The organism is Ruegeria sp. E1 (assembly GCF_056534225.1).
Genome location: NZ_JBQFPE010000002.1, coordinates 242,703 through 261,941 on the forward strand (window position 1 = coordinate 242,703; position 19,239 = coordinate 261,941).

The 19,239-nt window shown below is 55.6% G+C and carries 16 protein-coding genes; 7 read left to right on the plus strand and 9 right to left on the minus strand.

What is annotated here, in order from left to right; translation table 11 throughout:
• Window positions 1-22 precede the first annotated feature (22 nt).
• From ACR0FG_RS03035 to ACR0FG_RS03045, 3 genes are read right to left on the minus strand one after another with little or no spacing between them, the layout of a single operon-like run.
• A complete protein-coding gene (locus ACR0FG_RS03035) occupies window positions 23-802 on the minus strand; it encodes a carnitinyl-CoA dehydratase (protein ID WP_480889942.1) in 780 nt (259 codons plus the stop codon).
• A 3-nt stretch (window positions 803-805) separates the two neighbouring features.
• Entirely contained in the window at window positions 806-2,821 is a 2,016-nt protein-coding gene (locus tag ACR0FG_RS03040; protein WP_480889944.1) for an acetate--CoA ligase family protein, read from the minus strand.
• 25 nt (window positions 2,822-2,846) lie between these two features.
• Window positions 2,847-4,007 (minus strand): acyl-CoA dehydrogenase family protein, encoded by a 1,161-nt coding sequence (locus tag ACR0FG_RS03045; protein WP_170710698.1) that lies wholly within the window; start codon window positions 4,005-4,007, stop codon window positions 2,847-2,849.
• 158 nt (window positions 4,008-4,165) lie between these two features.
• Between ACR0FG_RS03045 and ACR0FG_RS03050 the strand changes: the two genes are divergently transcribed.
• Complete coding sequence (locus ACR0FG_RS03050; RefSeq protein WP_480890158.1) at window positions 4,166-5,026, plus strand: GlxA family transcriptional regulator; 861 nt, start codon at window positions 4,166-4,168, stop codon at window positions 5,024-5,026.
• Here the strand turns inward: ACR0FG_RS03050 and ACR0FG_RS03055 are convergent.
• A complete protein-coding gene (locus tag ACR0FG_RS03055) occupies window positions 5,007-5,960 on the minus strand; it encodes a GlxA family transcriptional regulator (RefSeq protein ID WP_480889946.1) in 954 nt (317 codons plus the stop codon). The genes ACR0FG_RS03050 and ACR0FG_RS03055 overlap by 20 nt on opposite strands.
• A 101-nt stretch (window positions 5,961-6,061) precedes the next feature.
• Here ACR0FG_RS03055 and bcoG point away from each other — a divergent pair, with 101 nt between their 5' ends.
• The 4 genes from bcoG (at window position 6,062) to gap (ending at window position 10,333) form a co-directional block, all read left to right on the plus strand.
• Window positions 6,062-6,979: a 3-dehydrocarnitine:acetyl-CoA trimethylamine transferase BcoG gene (gene bcoG / locus ACR0FG_RS03060; protein ID WP_480889947.1), complete on the plus strand. Its 918-nt coding sequence runs from the start codon at window positions 6,062-6,064 to the stop codon at window positions 6,977-6,979.
• Window positions 6,976-7,740 (plus strand): SDR family oxidoreductase, encoded by a 765-nt coding sequence (locus ACR0FG_RS03065; RefSeq protein WP_480889949.1) that lies wholly within the window; start codon window positions 6,976-6,978, stop codon window positions 7,738-7,740. Before bcoG ends, ACR0FG_RS03065 begins: the two co-directional genes overlap by 4 nt.
• On the plus strand, window positions 7,737-9,161 hold the full coding sequence (locus ACR0FG_RS03070; RefSeq protein WP_480889951.1) for a carnitine 3-dehydrogenase: 1,425 nt from the start codon (window positions 7,737-7,739) through the stop codon (window positions 9,159-9,161). Before ACR0FG_RS03065 ends, ACR0FG_RS03070 begins: the two co-directional genes overlap by 4 nt.
• 170 nt (window positions 9,162-9,331) lie before the next feature.
• Window positions 9,332-10,333: a type I glyceraldehyde-3-phosphate dehydrogenase gene (gene gap, locus ACR0FG_RS03075; RefSeq protein WP_480889952.1), complete on the plus strand. Its 1,002-nt coding sequence runs from the start codon at window positions 9,332-9,334 to the stop codon at window positions 10,331-10,333.
• 56 nt (window positions 10,334-10,389) lie between these two features.
• Here the strand turns inward: gap and glpD are convergent, their stop codons facing one another.
• Window positions 10,390-11,961: a glycerol-3-phosphate dehydrogenase gene (gene glpD, locus ACR0FG_RS03080; protein ID WP_480889954.1), complete on the minus strand. Its 1,572-nt coding sequence runs from the start codon at window positions 11,959-11,961 to the stop codon at window positions 10,390-10,392.
• A gap of 249 nt (window positions 11,962-12,210) precedes the next feature.
• Here glpD and ACR0FG_RS03085 point away from each other — a divergent pair, with 249 nt between their 5' ends.
• Both ACR0FG_RS03085 and ACR0FG_RS03090 read left to right on the plus strand, forming a co-directional pair.
• Window positions 12,211-12,990 (plus strand): DeoR/GlpR family DNA-binding transcription regulator, encoded by a 780-nt coding sequence (locus ACR0FG_RS03085; RefSeq protein WP_480889957.1) that lies wholly within the window; start codon window positions 12,211-12,213, stop codon window positions 12,988-12,990.
• 125 nt (window positions 12,991-13,115) lie between these two features.
• Window positions 13,116-14,669: a trimethylamine methyltransferase family protein gene (locus ACR0FG_RS03090; protein WP_480889959.1), complete on the plus strand. Its 1,554-nt coding sequence runs from the start codon at window positions 13,116-13,118 to the stop codon at window positions 14,667-14,669.
• A gap of 20 nt (window positions 14,670-14,689) precedes the next feature.
• Here the strand turns inward: ACR0FG_RS03090 and ACR0FG_RS03095 are convergent, their stop codons facing one another.
• Genes ACR0FG_RS03095 through ACR0FG_RS03110 form a run of 4 tightly spaced genes read right to left on the minus strand, consistent with a single transcriptional unit; the run spans window position 14,690 to window position 19,165 of the window.
• Window positions 14,690-16,030: an NAD(P)/FAD-dependent oxidoreductase gene (locus ACR0FG_RS03095; RefSeq protein WP_480889962.1), complete on the minus strand. Its 1,341-nt coding sequence runs from the start codon at window positions 16,028-16,030 to the stop codon at window positions 14,690-14,692.
• The gene (locus tag ACR0FG_RS03100; RefSeq protein ID WP_480889965.1) at window positions 16,027-17,523 is read right to left on the minus strand and encodes an aldehyde dehydrogenase; all 1,497 of its coding nucleotides are present in this window, start codon (window positions 17,521-17,523) and stop codon (window positions 16,027-16,029) included. Before ACR0FG_RS03100 ends, ACR0FG_RS03095 begins: the two co-directional genes overlap by 4 nt.
• Before the next feature lie 5 nt (window positions 17,524-17,528).
• Window positions 17,529-18,446: a dihydrodipicolinate synthase family protein gene (locus ACR0FG_RS03105; RefSeq protein ID WP_170710687.1), complete on the minus strand. Its 918-nt coding sequence runs from the start codon at window positions 18,444-18,446 to the stop codon at window positions 17,529-17,531.
• A gap of 8 nt (window positions 18,447-18,454) precedes the next feature.
• Entirely contained in the window at window positions 18,455-19,165 is a 711-nt protein-coding gene (locus tag ACR0FG_RS03110) for a GntR family transcriptional regulator (RefSeq protein ID WP_480889968.1), read from the minus strand.
• Window positions 19,166-19,239 lie beyond the last annotated feature (74 nt).

Below are 19,239 nucleotides of genomic sequence, written 5' to 3' on the forward strand. Positions count from 1 at the left end.
AATGAGTTAGGAGTACCGCGTGTTATTTACCTTGCCAGATTGGATCGCGTTTTTCGGCAAACGCCCGAGCTCCTTCCAATTGATCTTCGCTGCCATAAAGCACATCGACGGTTGGTAATTGCCGTTTGGTGATGCGATTCATCGTGTCCTGAAACTTTGCATCCTCAGCATCGCGCACAATCTCTTTGATTGCGGCATACACAAGTGGCGGCCCCGAGGCCAACAGGCGCGCCAGTTCCCAGGCACGATCGATCAGCTGGTCAGCAGGAAGGATTTCGTTAACCAATCCCCAATGATGTGCTTCTTGAACATCGAACCAGCGCCCAGTCAGCAGCAATTCCATCGCGATATGATAGGGGATGCGCTTGGGCAACTTGACGCTGGCGGCGTCCGCGACGGTTCCTGACCGGATTTCTGGCAGAGCAAACGTTGCATGATCTGCTGCCAGAATAATATCGGCTGACAAAGCGACCTCTAGACCGCCACCGCAGGCAATTCCGTTAACGGCGGCGATGACCGGTTTGTTCAGGTCTCGCAATTCCTGCAGACCGCCAAAGCCACCGACCCCATAGTCGCCATCTACGGCATCCCCGTCAGCGGCTGCCTTCAGATCCCAGCCGGGGCAAAAGAACTTGTCACCCGCTCCGGTCAGGATCGCGACCCTCAATTCGGGATCATCGCGAAATTCGGCAAAGACCTGTCCCATGATCCTGCTGGTTGCAAGATCAATGGCATTGGCTTTGGGGCGGTCCAGCGTAACTTCGAGGATCGCACCATCGCGTCGGGTTATGATCGGATCCATGGATCAGGCCTTTCTGATAAGCGCGTCCACTGCAACAGCCTTTTCGGGCGTGCAGAGAAGCGGATTGATTTCCACCTCGCCAAGCGTTTCGGCGTTCTTTTCGACATAGACCTGCACCGCCTCAATGGCGTCAAGTATTGCGTCATAGTTTGCGCCGGGCTGACCACGGTATCCGTCGAGCAGCGGTGCACTGTTCAACCGATGCAAAGCGGCGCGAATATCGTCTCGCGATGTTGGGACAAGCACAGAGACCGTATCGCGCAACACCTCGGTCAAGGTGCCGCCTGCGCCGATGGTCAGCACAAATCCGTGCGCGGGGTCGCGGACCACTCCGACTAGCAATTCAGCAATTGCGTCAGGGATCATCTCTTCGATCAGGATCTGCTCGGTCCCGATGTCCAACGCAACTTGGGCGACATCTGCCGCATTGATGCCCAGCCGCACGGCGGCATGTTCAGACTTGTGCGCCAACCCGACACCTTTGATAGCAAATGGAGGGTTCAGTTCCGCCACCGCGACACGAACCTCAGCTGATCCCCGCACAGTTCTATTTCGCGGCACCTGCAATCCGCATTCCGCCAGCAACTGTTTCGACACCGCTTCGGTCAATGTGCAAGTCGTCTCGGTCCCGCCGGGCAGACAAATAGGCTCTATGGCGGGGGCCGAGATTTGACTTGCCGCACGTATTGCAGCCAGCGCTTCCCGCAGGCCTAAGAGAGGAACGACCTCACCGTCCATCAATTGCTGTGAAACATCTTCCGGCAGTAATTCCGGCAGAGTGGCAACGATGGCAAAGCGCGTGCCCGTTTCAGCCCTGACTTTCAGCGCCGCGCGCGTTGAGCAGGCCCAATCCGTGGGATCCGTTGTCGGGTAATCGACAATCGATACCGTAAGGTCGATGTCATCACCGGTCATCCCGGACCAGGCGCGCGCCATCGCATCCTCATCCCGCCAGATATAAGTGTGATAATCCAGCGGGTTGTTCAGCGCGACCATCGGACCAAGCGCTTCGCGCAATCGGGACTTTTTATCGTCGCTCAACGCGGGGAAGGTCAGGCCAGTTCCTTCCGCCATGTCGGCAATCAGGCTGGCCTCGCCTCCGGAACAGCTGATCGACGCAATGTTTCCACCCGGCAAAGGGCCGTAGCAGTGCAAAAGTTTCAGCGTTTCAAGAAAGTCGGGCAGGGCGGACAGTCTGGGGATGCCCAACCTGTCCAGAAGTGCCTGTGCCCCGGCATCGCTGCCTGCAAGTGACGCTGTATGCGAAACCGTTGCAGCCTGTGCATGATCCGAGGCCCCGACCTTGAGCGCGACCAGCGGGATGCCACGTTGATGTGCCTTTTGGGCAAGCGCCTCCCACTCGCGGATATCTTTGAAGCCTTCGATGTGAAGCCCTACGGCCGTCACCCGCGGATCATCAAGCAAGGCCGATGCGATCTGGGCCTGCGACGTCTGAGCCATGTTTCCGCAGGCCACCATATAGGCAATCGGCAATGCGCGTTTCTGCATGGTCAGGTTGATCGAAATGTTCGAACTTTGCGTCAGGATCGCGACGCCTTTGTCTACCTGCGTTGCCCCGTGCTGATCTGGCCATAGCAATGCACCATCAAGAGCGTTGATGAAGCCATAACAATTCGGACCAAGGATTGGCATGTCAGCTGCGGCCTCGATCAACTGTGATTGCAGATCTCCACCTGCATCGTCTTCGGCGGTTGCTTCGGAAAATCCTGACGCAAAACAAACCGCGCCACCAGCATCCATCTCAGACAGTTCCCGGACCAATTCGATCGTCGAGTGACGGTTGACGCCGACAAACACAGCGTCTGGTGCTGCAGGCAGATCACCAAGCGTTTGGTGTGCAGGATACCTGGCGACCTGATCGGCCTTGGGGTGAACAGGCCAAATGTCACCCGTGTATCCCATGCGTTGGGATTGCCGGATTACCTGTTCGCACCACGACCCACCACCAATGACGGCGATTGAGTTTGGGCGCAGCAGTCGGGTTAAATCTTTGGTCATTGATCTTCCGGATCGCACGATTGCATTAGGCGCCTAGCGGGCGCAGAAGATCGCGACTAATGATGTGGCGCTGAATTTCGCTGGTCCCATCCCAGATGCGTTCGACACGAGCATCGCGCCAAAAACGCTCGATCGGGAAATCATCCATCAAACCCATGCCGCCGAATATTTGCAGTGTCGTGTCGGTCACACGCGCCAGCATTTCCGAGGCGTATAGCTTGGCCGATGCAATCTCGCGGTTCGAGGGCAGGTTTTGATCCAGTCGCCAAGCGGCGGACAGGGTTAGCCAGTCAGCTGCGTCGATTTCGGTGATCATGTCGGCAATCTGGAAACTGACGCCCTGAAACTTACCAATGGGCTGGCCGAACTGTTTGCGCTCGGCAGAGTAGTTGAGCGCATAGTCAAAGCATCGGCGGGCTCGACCGACCGAAAAGGCGGCAACCGTCAGGCGCGTCGCATACAGCCATTCGTTCATGACTGCGAAGCCACCGTCGACTTCGCCCAGAACCTGAGCGTCGGGCAAACGGCAATTGTCAAAGTAAAGGATGTAATTCTTGTAGCCCTTGTGACTGACCGAATTGTACCCTTCACGTACTTCAAAACCGGGCGTTCCGCGATCCACAAGAAACGTCGTGATGCGCTTTTTGGGGCCTTTCGGGGTTTCATCCACGCCTGTCGCGATGAACACAATGAAGAAGTCAGCGTGCTCGGCACCCGAAATGAAGTGCTTTGAGCCGTTCACAACCCAGTCGCCACCATCCTGAACAGCCTGACATTTCATGCCTCGCACGTCCGAACCCGCGTCCGGTTCGGTCATTGCAAGCGCATCCATCTTTTGACCCCGAACAGCCGGCAGCAGATAGCGCTCGCGCTGTTCTTCGTTGCAGGCCATCAGAATGTTTTGCGGACGACCAAAGAAATGGGTCAGCGCCATCGACCCGCGCCCCAGTTCCCGTTCAACCAATGTGAAATCGAAATGCGACAGTCCAGCGCCGCCGACCTCCTCAGGAAAGTTGCAGGCATAGAACCCCAGGTCGAGGCACTTCTGTTTGATCTCCTGCCCCAGCTCATGCGGAACTTGGCCCGTACGTTCGACAGTATCCTCGTGCGGGTAGATTTCGTTTTCCACGAAACTGCGGACTGTGGAAACGATCATTTGCTGTTCGTCGCTTAGGCCAAAATTCATCGGGTCGCTTCCTTTGACATGCGGTTGACCGATGAAAGCCCGTCGCTTATCGCTATGCCATGCCAAATTCGCACTTCTTGATGCTGGATTAGAAAATATTGACTCAAGTATTCAATTTTCTTCTGTTTGACGGCTTTTCCAACCATTGCCTTGCAAACATGGTCGAGCCCCTGCGCGCAGCCAACACGCTGTCCCGACAACCCCTGTACGAGTGGCGATATTTCTCACCCAACGGTGCCTCTATCGAAAGTTCTAGCGGCTTGCGGGTTTCGCCCCATGCGGCGTTGGGTGAGGAAACAGGCGATTTCCTGGTGGTCATGCCATCATACGGCTTTCTGGAACTGAGCACCAAACAGACCAGCCAATTGCTGCGCGCAGCGGCGCGGCGTCATAAAAAGCTTGCTGGTTTGGATACAGGCAGTTGGCTTTTGGCACATGCGGGGTTGCTTGATGAATGTCGTGCAACAATTCACTGGGATGAACTGGTGCGGTTTGAGGAAGAGTTTCCAGAGGTTCAAGCCGTGCAAGAAAGGTTCGTGATAGATGGGGACCGATTGACCTGCTCGGGCGCCATGGCAGCCTTCGATCTTGCCGCTTCGCTGATCAGTTCCGACCACGGTCCGTTGTTGTCGATGGAAGTTGCGCACCTCTTGATGAACAGGGGCGCAGCGGCACAATATTCGGTTCCACTGAAGTCTCGCGACACCGTTGTTAACCGCGCCATGACTTTGATGCAGAACAATATCGAAACGCCCCTCTCCATACAGCAAATTGCCAAATCCATTGGTTGCTCGCAAAAGAGGATTGAGGTCCGTGTTCAAGCCGAACTGAAGACGACCCCTCAGGCCCTGTATCGCCGGTTTCGGCTAAACGTTGCGCGGAATCTGGCCATGGAAACGGATCAATCAATTGCCGAAATCGCCAGCCGCTGTGGATATGATAACCCAAGCGCAATGACTCGTGCTTTCCGGGCTGAGTTTGGACAATCGCCAACCACGCTTAGGACCGAAAGGCGCTAAGAGGTCTGCCGAACTCACGTAGGAACGACCGGCCTAGCGACGACGCGCTGGAAAATCCGGAGCGCATTGCGATCTGTTCGGTATTAAAGCGCGTTTCCTGCGCCAAATAGCGGGCATGACGCAGGCGATAGAGGCGATAGTATCTTCCAGGCGTCATGCCCAGCTCATCCGAAAACACCCGGTTCAGGCTGCGTTCAGAAATGGCGACCCGATCTGCAAGCTGAAACGTCGTCAGCGGGGTCTCAACATTTTCCGCAATAACATTCAGCGCCTTGATCAGCTTGGGCGTGCCACGATCCAGTAACTGTTTCGCCCCACGTTGCGAGTCGCTTTGTCGGGCAGAATCGAACAGAAACATGTTCGATGCGTCGAACGCCGCGGCGGGACCAAACAGATCCTGGATGAGTTCTAGCACCAACTCCAACGCCGTGCTGGCACCGCCGCAAGTCATGATGTTGCCGGACCGAACAAAGCGTGCGGTCGAGACTGCGACGTTTGGAAAGCTTTCTGCAAAGGCATCCAGTTCCTGCCAGTGGATCGTTGCACTGAGTCCGTCTAACAGACCGGCCTCGGCCAAAAGCCACGCGGCGGTATCAAGCGCCAAGACCCGTCTGGCATTGCGCGTTGCCTTGCGCAGGGCTGAAACCAGCCTTCTGTCGGCCTGAGCTCGCACTTGATAGCCAGCGACAATCACCAACGTGCCTTTGGTTTTGCTTGGTTCGAATTGGCGGTCGGGTGAGATCCTCAGCCTCGATGAACTGTAAACTGGACCTCCGTCCAATGTGGTGGTTTGCCAATCCACCTTGGCAAACGCTGATCGTAACCTGACATCGCGCAAGGGTTCCAGGGCGCTGGCCAGCACCATGTTCGAGAACCCGTCGAGTAGAAGGAATTCAAACTGCTCTGGCCCGGTTTGCGAGAAATGTTCAATCATTGGCGAAAAATGTATCGCGAAGCAGAGCGAAACAAAAGTAGCGTTCCGGGGAAACGGGGTTCTCGCCCCTGAGTTTCATGCTTGCACCAAGGAGCGATCAAATGCCTCTGGAAATGAACCGCGATGTATTTATCACCTGCGCCATCACCGGTTCAGGGGGCACGCAGGACAAATCTCCGCATGTGCCACGTAGCCCGGAACAAATCGCCAATTCTGCGATCGACGCGGCCAAGGCGGGTGCAGCGATTGTGCATTGCCACGTGCGGGATCCGGAAACGGGTGCGCCCAGCCGCGATCTGGTTTTGTATCGAGAGGTAACAGATCGCATTCGCGATGCCGAAGTGGACGTGGTTTTAAACCTGACCGCTGGAATGGGTGGAGATATCGTCTTTGGCTCAACCGAGGCGCCTCTGCCGGTAAACGCCAGGGGCACAGACATGGCAGGCGCGACCGAGCGGATGGCGCATATTGCGGAATGTCTGCCGGAAATCTGCACTCTGGATTGTGGTACAATGAACTTTGCCGAGGCCGACTATGTGATGACCAATACGCCCGGCATGTTGCGGGCAATGGGTCAGATGATGACCGATCTGGGTGTGAAGCCTGAGATCGAGGCGTTTGATACCGGGCATCTGTGGTTTGCCAAGCAACTTGTGAAAGAGGGGGTGCTGGGCAGCCCGGCGCTAGTGCAGCTTTGCATGGGCGTACCATGGGGGGCACCTAACGATCTTAATACATTCATGGCGATGGTTAACAATGTGCCATCAGCTTGGATTTGGTCAGCCTTCTCGCTTGGACGTGACCAGATGCCCTATGTCGCGCAATCGGTGCTTGCAGGTGGCAATGTGCGCGTCGGGCTCGAGGATAACCTGTTTCTGGAAAAAGGCGTACTTGCTACCAATGCGCAACTTGTCGAACGCGCTGTCGGCGTGATCGAGGGTATGGGTGCGCGCATTATCGGTCCGGATGCTGTGCGCGAGAAACTTGGTTTGACCAAGCGGGCACCTGTGTCCAAATGAGTAAACGTGTTTTGGTGACAGGTGGCGGATCGGGGATCGGTCGCGTTATCGCAGAGAAGTTCATCAAAGATGGATGCCGCATCGCAATCTGTGATGCAAACCCCGATGCCGTCGCCGCCTTTTCTGCTGATCATCCCGACGCCTTTGTCGCGGTCGCAGATGTGACTTCGGAAAAAGATATGGACAGCTTTTTGACGGAGGTTGAGGCCAATTGGGACGGTATTGATGTGGTCTGCGCAAACGCGGGGACCGGCGGTCCGGCAGGGCCGATTGAATCGATACCCTATGATCAATGGCAGCAATGTGTGGCGACCAACTTGCATGGTGCCTATTTGACGTGTCGCTGGGCCTCTCGTGTGATGAAAGCGCAAAGAAGTGGTTTGATCACCATTACCTCATCAACTGCGGGAATCATGGGATATCCACTGCGGTCGCCTTATGCCTCGGCCAAATGGGCTCTGATCGGGTTGGCAAAAACACTTGCGATGGAACTTGGGCCCTATGGAGTGCGCGTCAATGCGATCTGTCCTGGGTCGGTCGAAGGCGATCGGATGGACCGGGTCATCGCAAACGAAGCAGCCGCGCGAAACATCGGCGAAGACGAGATCCGCGCAAGCTACGTGGCTGGCGTGTCCATGAAAACATGGGTCAATGCGCAGGATATCGCCAACAGCATCCACTTTCTCGCGTCTGATGCAGCGGGCAAAATTTCTGGTCAGGTTTTATGCATCGACGGGCATACGGAGACAATCGCACCATGACAAACAAGGCGACAATAGTTGGCGGCGGAGTCATTGGCGGAGGCTGGGTCGCCCGGTTTCTTCTGAACGGTTGGGATGTATCGGTCTATGACCCGGACCCTGAAGCCGAGCGCAAGATAGACGAGGTTCTGACCAATGCGCGTCGTTCCCTTCCTGCCCTATATGACAAAGCTCTGCCGCCTGAGGGCGGGCTGACGTTTCATCAGGACTTGGCGAGCGCACTGGAAGGTAGCACATGGGTTCAGGAAAGCGTTCCCGAGCGATTGGGCCTGAAACACAAGATACACGCCCAGATCGACCAGCTTGCCCCTGCAGATGCGGTGATCGGATCCTCGACTTCCGGCTTCAAACCTTCCGAGCTGAATGGACATGGCGGGCGCGTTGTCGTCGCGCATCCGTTCAATCCAGTTTATCTGCTGCCTCTGGTCGAGCTGGTGGGTGACGACAACATATGCACGCACGCTGCAGAGATTTTGCGGTCTTTGGGCATGTACCCTTTGACGGTTCGCAAGGAAATCGACGCTCATATCGCTGACCGTCTGCTTGAAGCAGTCTGGCGCGAGGGGTTGTGGCTGATCAAGGACGGCATCTGTACCACCGAGGAACTTGATGAGGCCATCCGCATGGGGTTTGGTCTGCGGTGGGCGCAGATGGGTCTGTTCGAGACTTATCGCGTCGCCGGTGGCGAAGCGGGTATGAAACATTTTATGGCTCAGTTCGGTCCTGCGTTGGAATGGCCCTGGACCAAGCTTATGGATGTGCCGGAACTTACCGATGAATTGGTCGATCTGATCGTCAGTCAATCGGATGCGCAATCTGGGCATATGTCGATCCGCGAATTAGAGCGGCTGCGCGATGACAATCTGATCGGCATGATGCGTGCACTTAAAAAGACCGGCAGCGGGGCAGGGGGCGTTCTGAACGCGCATGAGGCCGCGTTGCCGGACCCGGTCGCACAGGAGCTACCCGTGACAGTTGATCGCGTGATCCCGCAAAGCTGGACCGACTACAACGGCCACATGAACGAGGCGCATTATGTCGAGATCTCAGCACAGGCGACAGACCGCTTCATGGAGATGATCGGCGCAGACGCGGATTACATCGCCTCTGGCAAAAGCTATTTCACGGTCGAGAACTTTGTGCAGTATCTGTCCGAGCTTCACGCAGGTGAACGGCTGACCGTAACTACCCACGTGCTGCGTGGGGACGGCAAGAAAATGCACCTGTTTCACAGATTGCATAATCACATGGGCAAAGTTGCCGCCACTGTTGAAACGCTGCTGCTGCATATCGATCTGAGTGCGCGCAAAACCTCGGCACCGTCCAACGAGGTTGCGGCTAAGCTGGCAGCTTATGCGGAACACCATGCTGGTTTACCGCGACCAGAAGGGGCTGGGCGTCATGTGGGACAGCGCGGCTGACATAACAAAACCTGCGATGACATGAATTTTATAGCGGTTCTCTGCGCAGATTGATTGACAAACCGGTTGGTTTTGTGATTGTTAGCGATAACAATTCGCTGAGGCGCTGCCGCATGGGGGCAGCGCTGCGTCGATATTAATCCAGTTGCAAAATCGCCAAGGAGGCAGACATGACCGTCAAGGTTGCCATCAACGGATTTGGACGTATTGGCCGCTGTGTTTTGCGGTCTTTGGTTGAAGCCGGACGCAATGATATTGCAGTCGTGGCTGTGAATGATCTGGGACCTGTCGAGACCAATGCCCATTTGCTGAAATATGACAGCGTTCATGGTCGCCTGAATGCCGATGTTAAAGTCGGCGAAGATTATATGCAGGTCGGAGGCCGTGAAATCCGCGTCAGTGCCGAGCGTGATCCATCCAAACTGGCCTGGGGTGACGTTGACGTAGCTTTGGAATGTACCGGGATTTTCACCAAACGCGAAACAGCGGTTCAACACCTCGAAAATGGATCGAAGAAGGTGCTGATCTCTGCCCCGGCAAGTGGTGCCGACAAAACCATCGTATTCGGCGTCAACCACAACAGTCTAAGCGCAAAGGATGTGGTTGTCTCGAACGCAAGCTGCACGACCAATTGCTTGTCGCCGGTGGCCAAAGTGCTGGACGACGTGTTTGGCATAGAGACCGGGTACATGACCACGATTCATTCTTATACCGGTGACCAACCAACGCTGGATACCCTGCACAAAGATCTCTATCGCGCGCGCGCTGCGGCGATGTCGATGATCCCGACCTCGACCGGGGCGGCCCGCGCTGTTGGAGAAGTTTTGCCCCAACTCAAAGGTCGACTGGATGGGTCCGCCATTCGCGTGCCCACGCCGAACGTATCGGCGGTGGATCTGTGTTTCATGCCAAAGCGGAGCGCGACAGTTGATGAGGTCAATGAGGCCATTCGCGCTGCTGCAGAAGGGGAAATGAAAGGGGTGCTTGCGGTGACGGAAGAACCGCTGGTTTCGTCTGACTTCAACCACGATTCGCATTCGTCGATCTTCGCAACGGATCAAACCCGCCTAACCGAAGGCGGCATGATGCGGGTGCTTAGCTGGTATGACAATGAATGGGGATTCTCGAACCGTATGTTGGATACTGCTTGCGCGATGGCCGCGACGGACTAGTCGATGGCACTGGACAAAGGGACAGGCCTGATGCGGGCCTGCCCTTTGTTCGAAGTTCAAGGGGTCGTTTCAAAATTGGTTTTCAACCACGAATCCAATTCGGCTACCTGCGCCTTTGACATTCGCAGCCCCAGCTTGCTGCGCCGCCACAGTATATCGTCAGCCTGACGTACATATTCTTTCTCGATCAACCAGTTTACCTCACGTTCGGTCAGAGAGGCACCGAAATCCCGCCCCATATCTTTTACCTCGCTGCAGCCATCCAACAATTGCATCGCCTCGGTTCCGTAGGCTTTGACCAGCCGCGTCGCCCATCGATCGTCGAGAAATGGATGCCTGGTTATTAATTGCGCGATCAGGTCAACGACACCGTCAACCGGGAAATCTCCACCCGGTAGCGCGACGCCAGCGGTCCAGGGGCCTGCGACATCGGGCAATTGCCTTGCAATTTCTTCCAACGCGCTTTCTGCCAGGCGGCGATAGGTTGTGATCTTTCCGCCGAATACGTTCAATGACGGCGCGCCTCGGCTGTTGTCCCGTTTCAGAACGTAGTCACGCGTCGCCGCAGTCGCGCTGCTGGCCCCGTCATCATAGAGGGGCCGCACACCAGAATAGGTCCAGACCACATCGGACGCCTGAATGGGGTTTCCGATGTACTGGTTGATGAAGCCGATCAGATAGTCCCGCTCCTCGGGCGTGCATTCCGGCTTGATCGAGGCGTCCGGATGATCTGCATCCGTTGTCCCGATCAGGGTAAAGTCCGTCTCGTAAGGGATTGCAAAGATTATCCGACCATCCGTTCCCTGAAAGAAATAGCACTTGTCATGATCGAACAGGCGGCGCGTGACGATGTGGCTGCCGCGCACAAGACGCACGCCTTCCGGGGTATTGGTTCTCAGTGTCTTGTGCAGCACATCCCCGACCCACGGTCCGGCGGCATTCACCACCATTTTAGCAGAATGTTCAGAGAACTGGCCGGTTTGCGTGTTTTCAGTTTTTATCTGCCAAACCCCGTCCACCACATCTGCGGAAACGCACTTTTCACGCGGCAAAATGACTGCGCCGCGTTGTTCAGCGTCTCTTGCATTCAGAACAACCAGCCGGGAATCTTCGACCCAACAATCCGAATACTCGAACGCTTTTTCAAAATCGGGTTTCAGGGATTTGCCTTCAGGGCCAGTCTTCAGGTCGATGCTGGTTGTTCCCGGCAGGATCTTCCGGCCACCTAGGTGATCATACATGAAAAGGCCAAGCCGGATCAGCCAGGCAGGTCGCCGGCCCCTCATCCAAGGGAAGAAGAAGCTTAACAAGCGAGACGTAGGCGTCGTCGTATCGAACCGCATATTGTTGTGGTAGGGGAGCACAAAGCGCATCGGCCAAGAGATGTGAGGCATCGCTTGCAGCAAGGTTTCGCGTTCAATCAGGGATTCGCGCACCAAACGAAACTCGAAATATTCCAGATACCTGAGACCACCATGAAACAGCTTGGTCGACGAGGCCGAGGTGGCCGAACCGATATCATTCATCTCGACCAGACAAACCTTCAACCCGCGCCCGGCCGCGTCGCGGGCGATGCCACAGCCGTTTATGCCGCCACCGATCACCAACAGATCGTAGGTATCTGTCATTGCATTGCTCCTGTGCCCTCGGACTGTGAATAGTGACTGAATGGCAAAAAAAGAGCGAAATTAGAAGGAAATAATGTTCGTTTATATTCTTTTGCAGGAATGATATGAAATCAAATGGAAAAATATCTACTAGAACAGAAATTTCTCGCCGATATCTAAGCAAACACGTAAAAAACGAACAATCTGATTTGCGATTCTATTTCTTTTGGCCCTATGGTCTGGAAGATCAGAACCCTGCAGGCACGTCTTATGGTGCAGAAACTTAGAAAGCCCGAAATCATCAACATTGCCCGCCGCGAGGGGAAGGTGACGGTCGACAGGCTTGTCGAATTTTTTGGCGTTACACCTCAAACCATCCGTCGAGACCTAACCGAACTGGCCGAAGCAGGGCAATTAGAACGGGTACATGGCGGTGCGGTATTGCCGTCAAATACAGTGAACATCAGATATGCCGAACGCCGAGAGCTCAATCAGGCGTCCAAGGTTGATATTGCGCGGGAATGCGTAAAGCATATTCCAAACGACTGCTCCTTGTTTCTGAATATAGGTACGACGACCGAGGCAATCGCTGCTGAACTGACAGGCCACAGCGGTCTGCTGGTGGTCACGAACAATCTCAATATCGCTGTCATCCTGTCCAACCACAGCGAAATCGAGCTTGTTGTCGCAGGCGGCAATCTCCGCCGTTCCGATGGAGGCATGGTCGGAGACCTGACACGCCAAACCATTTCGCAATTCCGGTTCGATTTTGCCGTGATCGGTTGTTCTGCGCTGCATGATGAAGGCGACATTCTGGACTTCGACATGCGCGAGGTAGGCGTAAGCAAAGAAATCATCAGTCGGAGTGACAATGTATTTCTTGCAGCCGACGCATCCAAGTTTGATCGCAAGGCCCCTGCGCGTATTGCGTCGCTTGCAGATATCGATACGTTTTTTACGGATCGGACGCCTCCACCGCGATGTGTCGAAATTTGTGATACTGCCGGAACCGCAATTTCCGTTGCCCGTCCGTCAAAAATGCGGGGCTGAACCGAATGCGCCATATAGGTTGATCGCAAGGTCCTCCATGTCGCTTCCTGCAAGCGGATTTCGTGAATCGTCAAACGCTGATGCCTGCGCGCTGCTATGATCAACGGAAATCATGGAGGACATAGATGGAGACGCAAATCCAATCTCGCGCGCGTGCTGGCGGTCGGTCTGCACGGCGCGCCCTGCGAACGGCACCCCAATTTGACATGCTTCCTGGCCTGACGCGCGGTATTCCGGATTGTGAGGTCATGGATGGTGCACAAGTCGAATTAATTGACAATGCATCGATGGATATTCTCGAAAACGTCGGCGTACAGTTTCGTGATCCGATTGCGTTAGAGGATTGGAAACGGACACGGGCCAAAGTCGTAGGCGAGCTTGTTTTTCTGGACCGTGGACTTGTCCGAGAACTGATTGCGACGATACCGTCCGATTTTACATACCACGCCCGCGATCCGAAGAAGAATGTCCGCCTTGGCGGTAAGCATTCGATCTTTGTGCCTATGACCGGTGCGCCGTTTCTGCGTGATCTTGAAGATGTGCGTCGAAATCCGATGCTGGACGATCTGGCTATGTTCCACAAGCTCAGCCACATGATGCCTGCACTGCATTCATCAGCACATCACATTGTCGAGCCCTATGACCACCCGATCAGCCAGCGTCATCTTCGGATAACCTACTCGTCAATGAAACACTCGGACAAGACGTTCATGGGCATGACAACTTCACCTAAGAACGCCGAGGATGTGATGGACATGTGCGCGATCCTGTTTGGCGAGGATTTTCTTGAGGATCATCCGGTAACGACAGGGAATTGCAACGGAAACTCTCCGTTGGTTTGGGATGAAACCATGCTGGGCGCGATGCGCGCGTTTTGTCGCCGGAATCAGCCGGTTTTGTGTTCGCCCTTTGTGTTGGGAGGCGCCAATACGCCTGCCAGCGTCCCCGCAACAGTCGCGCAGCTGAATGCCGAGGCGTTGAGCGCGCTGACCTACACACAGGTGATCCGCAAAGGGGCCCCGGCGATTTATGGGCATTACTTGTCGACTGTTTCGATGAAGTCGGGTGCTCCGATGGCAGGCACGCCCGAGATAAGCCTGATGAACTTTATGATTGGTCAGATGGCGCGGTATTACGACGTACCATGGCGCACTTCGAATACTTTGGGCGGTGCCAAGACCTTTGATGCGCAAGCTGGATATGAATCCGCAACAACTCTCAGCGCGGTGATACATGCCGGGGCGAACTACATTTGGCATAGTGCTGGCTGGAACGAGGCCGGAATGCATTGCTCGGTCGCCAAATTCATTGTTGATGCTGAACAATGCGCCATGGCGTACCGAATGGCCGAGGGTCCGAAATGGGGCGATTTCGATCAGGCATTGGCCGCCGTTCCGGATGTCGGGCCTGGCGGTCACTATCTGGGGCATTCACACACGCAAGAGAATTTTCAAAGCGCATTCTTCATGCCCGATATGTTCGACAATAACTCGATCGAGCAATGGATAGCTGAGGGTGAAGTTGAAATCACCGAGCGTGCACTCAAACACGCACGTAAATTGCTGTCAGAGTATGAAGAACCGACACTGGATGTAGCTAAGAATGAAGAGTTGCTGGACTACATTGCCCGGCGTGAGCGGGAAATCCCTGCAGCCGATGAGCTGAACCAAAGCTACTAAGCGAAATGCGTTCGGGACGGTCACTCCTTGCCCGAGCGCCATTCTTTCCAGGCCAGATAGCTGTTTGCCCCCAACGACGCGAAGGGCTCGGGCGGCAGGCGTGGTGGTACCGGTTGGGCCAGAAAATGGTTGGCAATGTCGGATCCGCCCTTTGCCACCAGCTCGGCAATCGCCATGCCTTGCAAGGTTCCACGCGTGATACCCAACCCGTTCTGGCAACAGGCTGAAAAAACGCCATTTTCCAATTCGCCAAAGGCCGCCGATCCATTTCGACTGAGACACAGCATTCCTGCCCAGCGATGTTCCATCCTTACATCTGGCAAGTGGGGGAACCGTTCCTGGAATTTGCGATCATGCACCCGCCCTGCTTTTTGTAACTGCCTGGGGCCGCTTTCCATGGTTGGACGAAATCCGGAACAGGAACGGATCAGGATGCGGTCACCATAACTGCCAGATATCCGCCGGACTGACGTGCCCAACGGATCAGCAGGGGTCACGGACCAGCGCTTTTTACCACCAAGCGTACTGACCTGCTCGACCGTCAGCCTTTCGGTCATTGAAGCATACAGGCAGATATGCATCAGCCTTCGTTCAAAGAATCCAAAACTTTCAAGATGCCCGTTGTTGGCCAGAATGATGCGCCCGGTCGCAATCTGCGCATCTGGTGTTTTCACCAACCAACTCGCTCCTTGCTTTTCAAAGGCGATTACTGGTGAGTTTTCGTAAAGACCAATCTGTGTGTTTAGATGCAATGACAGCGCCCTGACATATCCCGCGGGCTGGATCATCACAGTGCCCGGTGCATAGAGGCCAGACGTATAATGCGGGCTGCCGGTGATCTCTTGCATCTGCTGCTGATCGCAGAAGGTGAAGGATTCCCCCAATCGTTCCAGATGCGCAGCAAATTCGCGATTGTGACGATCCCCGGCTTGGGTGGCCGCAGCGTTGAATTTGCCACACGGGTCGAACATCTCGGTCGGCAGGCCACAATCATTCGCCACGTCGCTGGCAAACCCGATGGCCTGCCGGTTCAAAGCAATCGTCGCCCGATCTGCCTCAAGCCCGTCACCGGCATAATTGTCTGACGCCAGATCATGCGGCAGATCGATCATGAAACCGGAATTGCGCCCGGCAGAACCCTCGGCAAACTGTCCGGCTTCAAGCAGAACAATCCTGAGTGATGGATCAAGCTGATGCAGGCGGCGTGCGGCGCTGAGGCCCGCAAATCCGCCGCCGACAATTGTGATATCGGCCGAGATATTCTGTTGCAGCCGTGGCAAGCGCGTTTGTGGTGGCAGGATGGCGTTCCATCCCGCCGGACCGGTCTGACGCGGCAAGCGCTTTGCGGTGTGGGTTGTCAATCCACCGCCTCGTCAGCGTCATCAGCCAAATCAATCCAGATGGTTTTCAACTGGGTGTATTGGTCATGCGCATGGACCGAGTTGTCGCGCCCGCCAAAACCAGACTGTTTATAGCCGCCGAACGGAGTGGAGATATCGCCCTCGCCGAAACTGTTGATTGTGACGGTGCCAGCCCGAATAGCCCGCGCACCGCGAATGGCGCGTTTGGCGTTAGCCGTGAAGATCGAGGCACACAGCCCATAGTCAGTGTCATTTGCGATCCGGATCGCCTCATCGAATCCCGACACCTCGATCACCGACAACACAGGGCCAAAGATCTCTTCTCGCGCCAAAGTGGAGTCGTTTCCGGGAACCTCGACGACGGTCGCTTCGACAAATCCTTTGTCGGCTTTGCCTCCGATCACCACATTCTCGGCTTGCTCAAGGTAGCCGCAGACTTTCGAAAAATGTCCTTCGCTGACCAACGCACCAAGGCGTGTTTCCGGGTCAAGGGGATCTCCGACATTCCACTGTTTTGCGTGATGAGAAATGCGATCCAGCAGATCCGCCTTTACGTCCTTGTGTACAATCAAGCGAGACGAGGCCGAGCAGTTCTCGCCCATGTTCCAAAACGCGCCGTTTACGATATGGGCCGCCACGCGATCCAGGTTTTCGGTGTCATCCATAACAATGGCCGGATTCTTGCCGCCCATCTCAAGCACCACTTCCTTGGCGTTGCTTTCTGCCGAATATGTCAGGAACCGCTTGCCCGTAGCGGTCGATCCCGTGAAGGACACCATGTCGATATCCAGGTGGCGACCGATTGGCTCACCGACCTCGGCCCCACCTCCGGGCACTATGTTCAGCACGCCGCGCGGCAAGCCAGCTTCCATCGCTAGTTCCGCAAGTCGCAATGCAGTCAGGGTGGTTTCAGCCGCCGGTTTCACAACGACTGAACAACCAGCAGCCAAGGCGGGACCGATTTTCCAAGCCAACATCAACAGGGGGAAATTCCAGGGCAGAACCAGCCCGACGACGCCGATGGGCTCGCGAACGATCATCGCAATGTGATCATCACTGGCGGGAGAAACCTGATCGTAGATTTTATCAATCGCCTCGGCATGCCATTTCAGGCAATGGATGGTCTCGGGCACATCCACGGTTTCACAGTCGAAAATCGTCTTGCCGCTGTCGATGCTTTCCATCACCGCCAGTTCGCGTGCGTTTCGGCTCATCAATTTGCAAAGCCGGATCAATACATCCTTGCGGTCTGAAGGGTGCATCTTAGACCAACGGCCATCATCAAAAGCTTCACGCGCCTTTTTGACGGCAAAATCCACATCCTCCGCGCCGCAAGCCGCAATGTCTGCCAGCTTGTCGCCTGTGGCGGGGTTCACCGTCTCAAACGTCTCGCCCGAGATTGCTGGGCGGAATGCTCCATCAATGAAGGCTCCGGTCGGCAGGGACAGACCTTCGGCAATGGATTTGTATTCGTCCTGTGTCAGCAGATCCATGTCTCTTACCCCTCAGCCACGATGTCAGCGATTGTTTTCTTGAGCACGCGCGTCACCTGTTCCAGCGCACGTTTGTCATCCTTGTTCAGACCCTTGAGCGGAGGCCGCATCGATCCCGCATCGATCCCGTTCATAGTCACGCCATGCTTGATGGTCTGAATGAATTTGCCACCCTGTTCCAGCACCCGCATCAAGGGCATCATCGCACTCATGATGCGGCGCCCTTTGGCGAAGTTGCCTTCGATCACACAGGCGTTGTACAACGCGACGTGTTCAGCAGGCAGAAAGTTCGATCCGCCGCACACCCAGAACGGAGCGCCCCAGGCGAAGAATTCCAGCGCCTGATCGTCCATTCCGCAGCCAAGCTGAATATGCGGATAATCCCGCGCCAGCAGATGCACCCGATTGATATCGCCCGAGCTTTCCTTGATGCCGCAGAAATTCCGGCTGCGACCAACGCGATCCAGAAATTCTTCTCCCATCATCGTGCCCGTGCGGTGAGGGTAATTGTACAGCATAACCGGCAGATCAGCGGCCTTGTCGATGGCCAGAGCATTCAACGCGTTTTCCTGGTCGGTTGGAACCGAATAGGCAGGGCTGGCCAGCAGGATCGCATCTGCCCCGATCTCACGCGCGCCTGTGGCCAGAGCAATTGAATCCGGCGTCATCATCGCACCAGTGCCCACGACCAACGGCAAACGGCCCTTCAGTTGTTCGTGCGTAAATCGGGCAAGCTCCAGCCGTTCCGGCACAGTCTGTGAATAGTTCTCACCGGTCGAGCCGCCGGATATCAGCCCGTGCACGCCCGAACTGATCAGGTATTCGATCACGTCCGACAGCGCGTCCCAGTTGATACTGCCGTCAGAGTGGTAGGGTGTAACGACAGGGGTATAAATCCCGTCAAATCTGAACAGGGGGGTCATTTGCATCCTCATGCGGGTGTTTTTCGGGACATCGTGCCCAGCGATACGTCCAGCCCCGCGGGCGTGACGAACAATTCGATTTGATCACGAGACAGGTTCCAATGGTCGGTTGCCAGCTGCGAAGCAGCCGCCTCATCGCCCGCCTCGATGGCGGCGATGATGGCGTCGTGCTGATCGCTGGCTTCAGACAGGTTTTCAGCCATCTTTTGATCCTGAGGCCGATAAAACGTCATGCCGATACGCGCGTGATCGATCAACAGTCGTTTGAAGGACGGCAATAGATAGATGTTATCTGCCATATCTCCGGTGATTTCGTGAAACCGGTTGTTGGCCATTGCCCGATCTGCCCCTGAACCAGCCCGAAGCGAGGCTTTGAACACCTCCTGCGCGGCCTTCAAGTCTTCTACCTGCTTCGGTCGCGCGTTGGCGGCAGCCAATTGCAGGATCGCGCCATAGATCATTGGGGCAGCCAGAAAGAAGTCGCGCAGGGTTGTGTAGGACATTCCTGAAACGCGCGCCCCACGGTTTTCGCGCAGTTCGACAAACCCTTCACCGGCCAATTGGCGAAAAACTTCGCGCAACGGGGTGCGTGAAAGGTTGAATTTTTCGGACAGTAACGCTTCGTCCAGATCTTCTCCGGGGTGGAGGGAAAGCGTCAGGATGGACGATTTCAGATGCTCATAAAGCTCTGATTTCTTCTGTCGCGCTGTGTCCTTCATCGCCGAATCCCAGATAAATTCAATCAAACAGTTGGGCGAAACACCATAGTATCGTGGTTTCGCCCTTTGGCTGT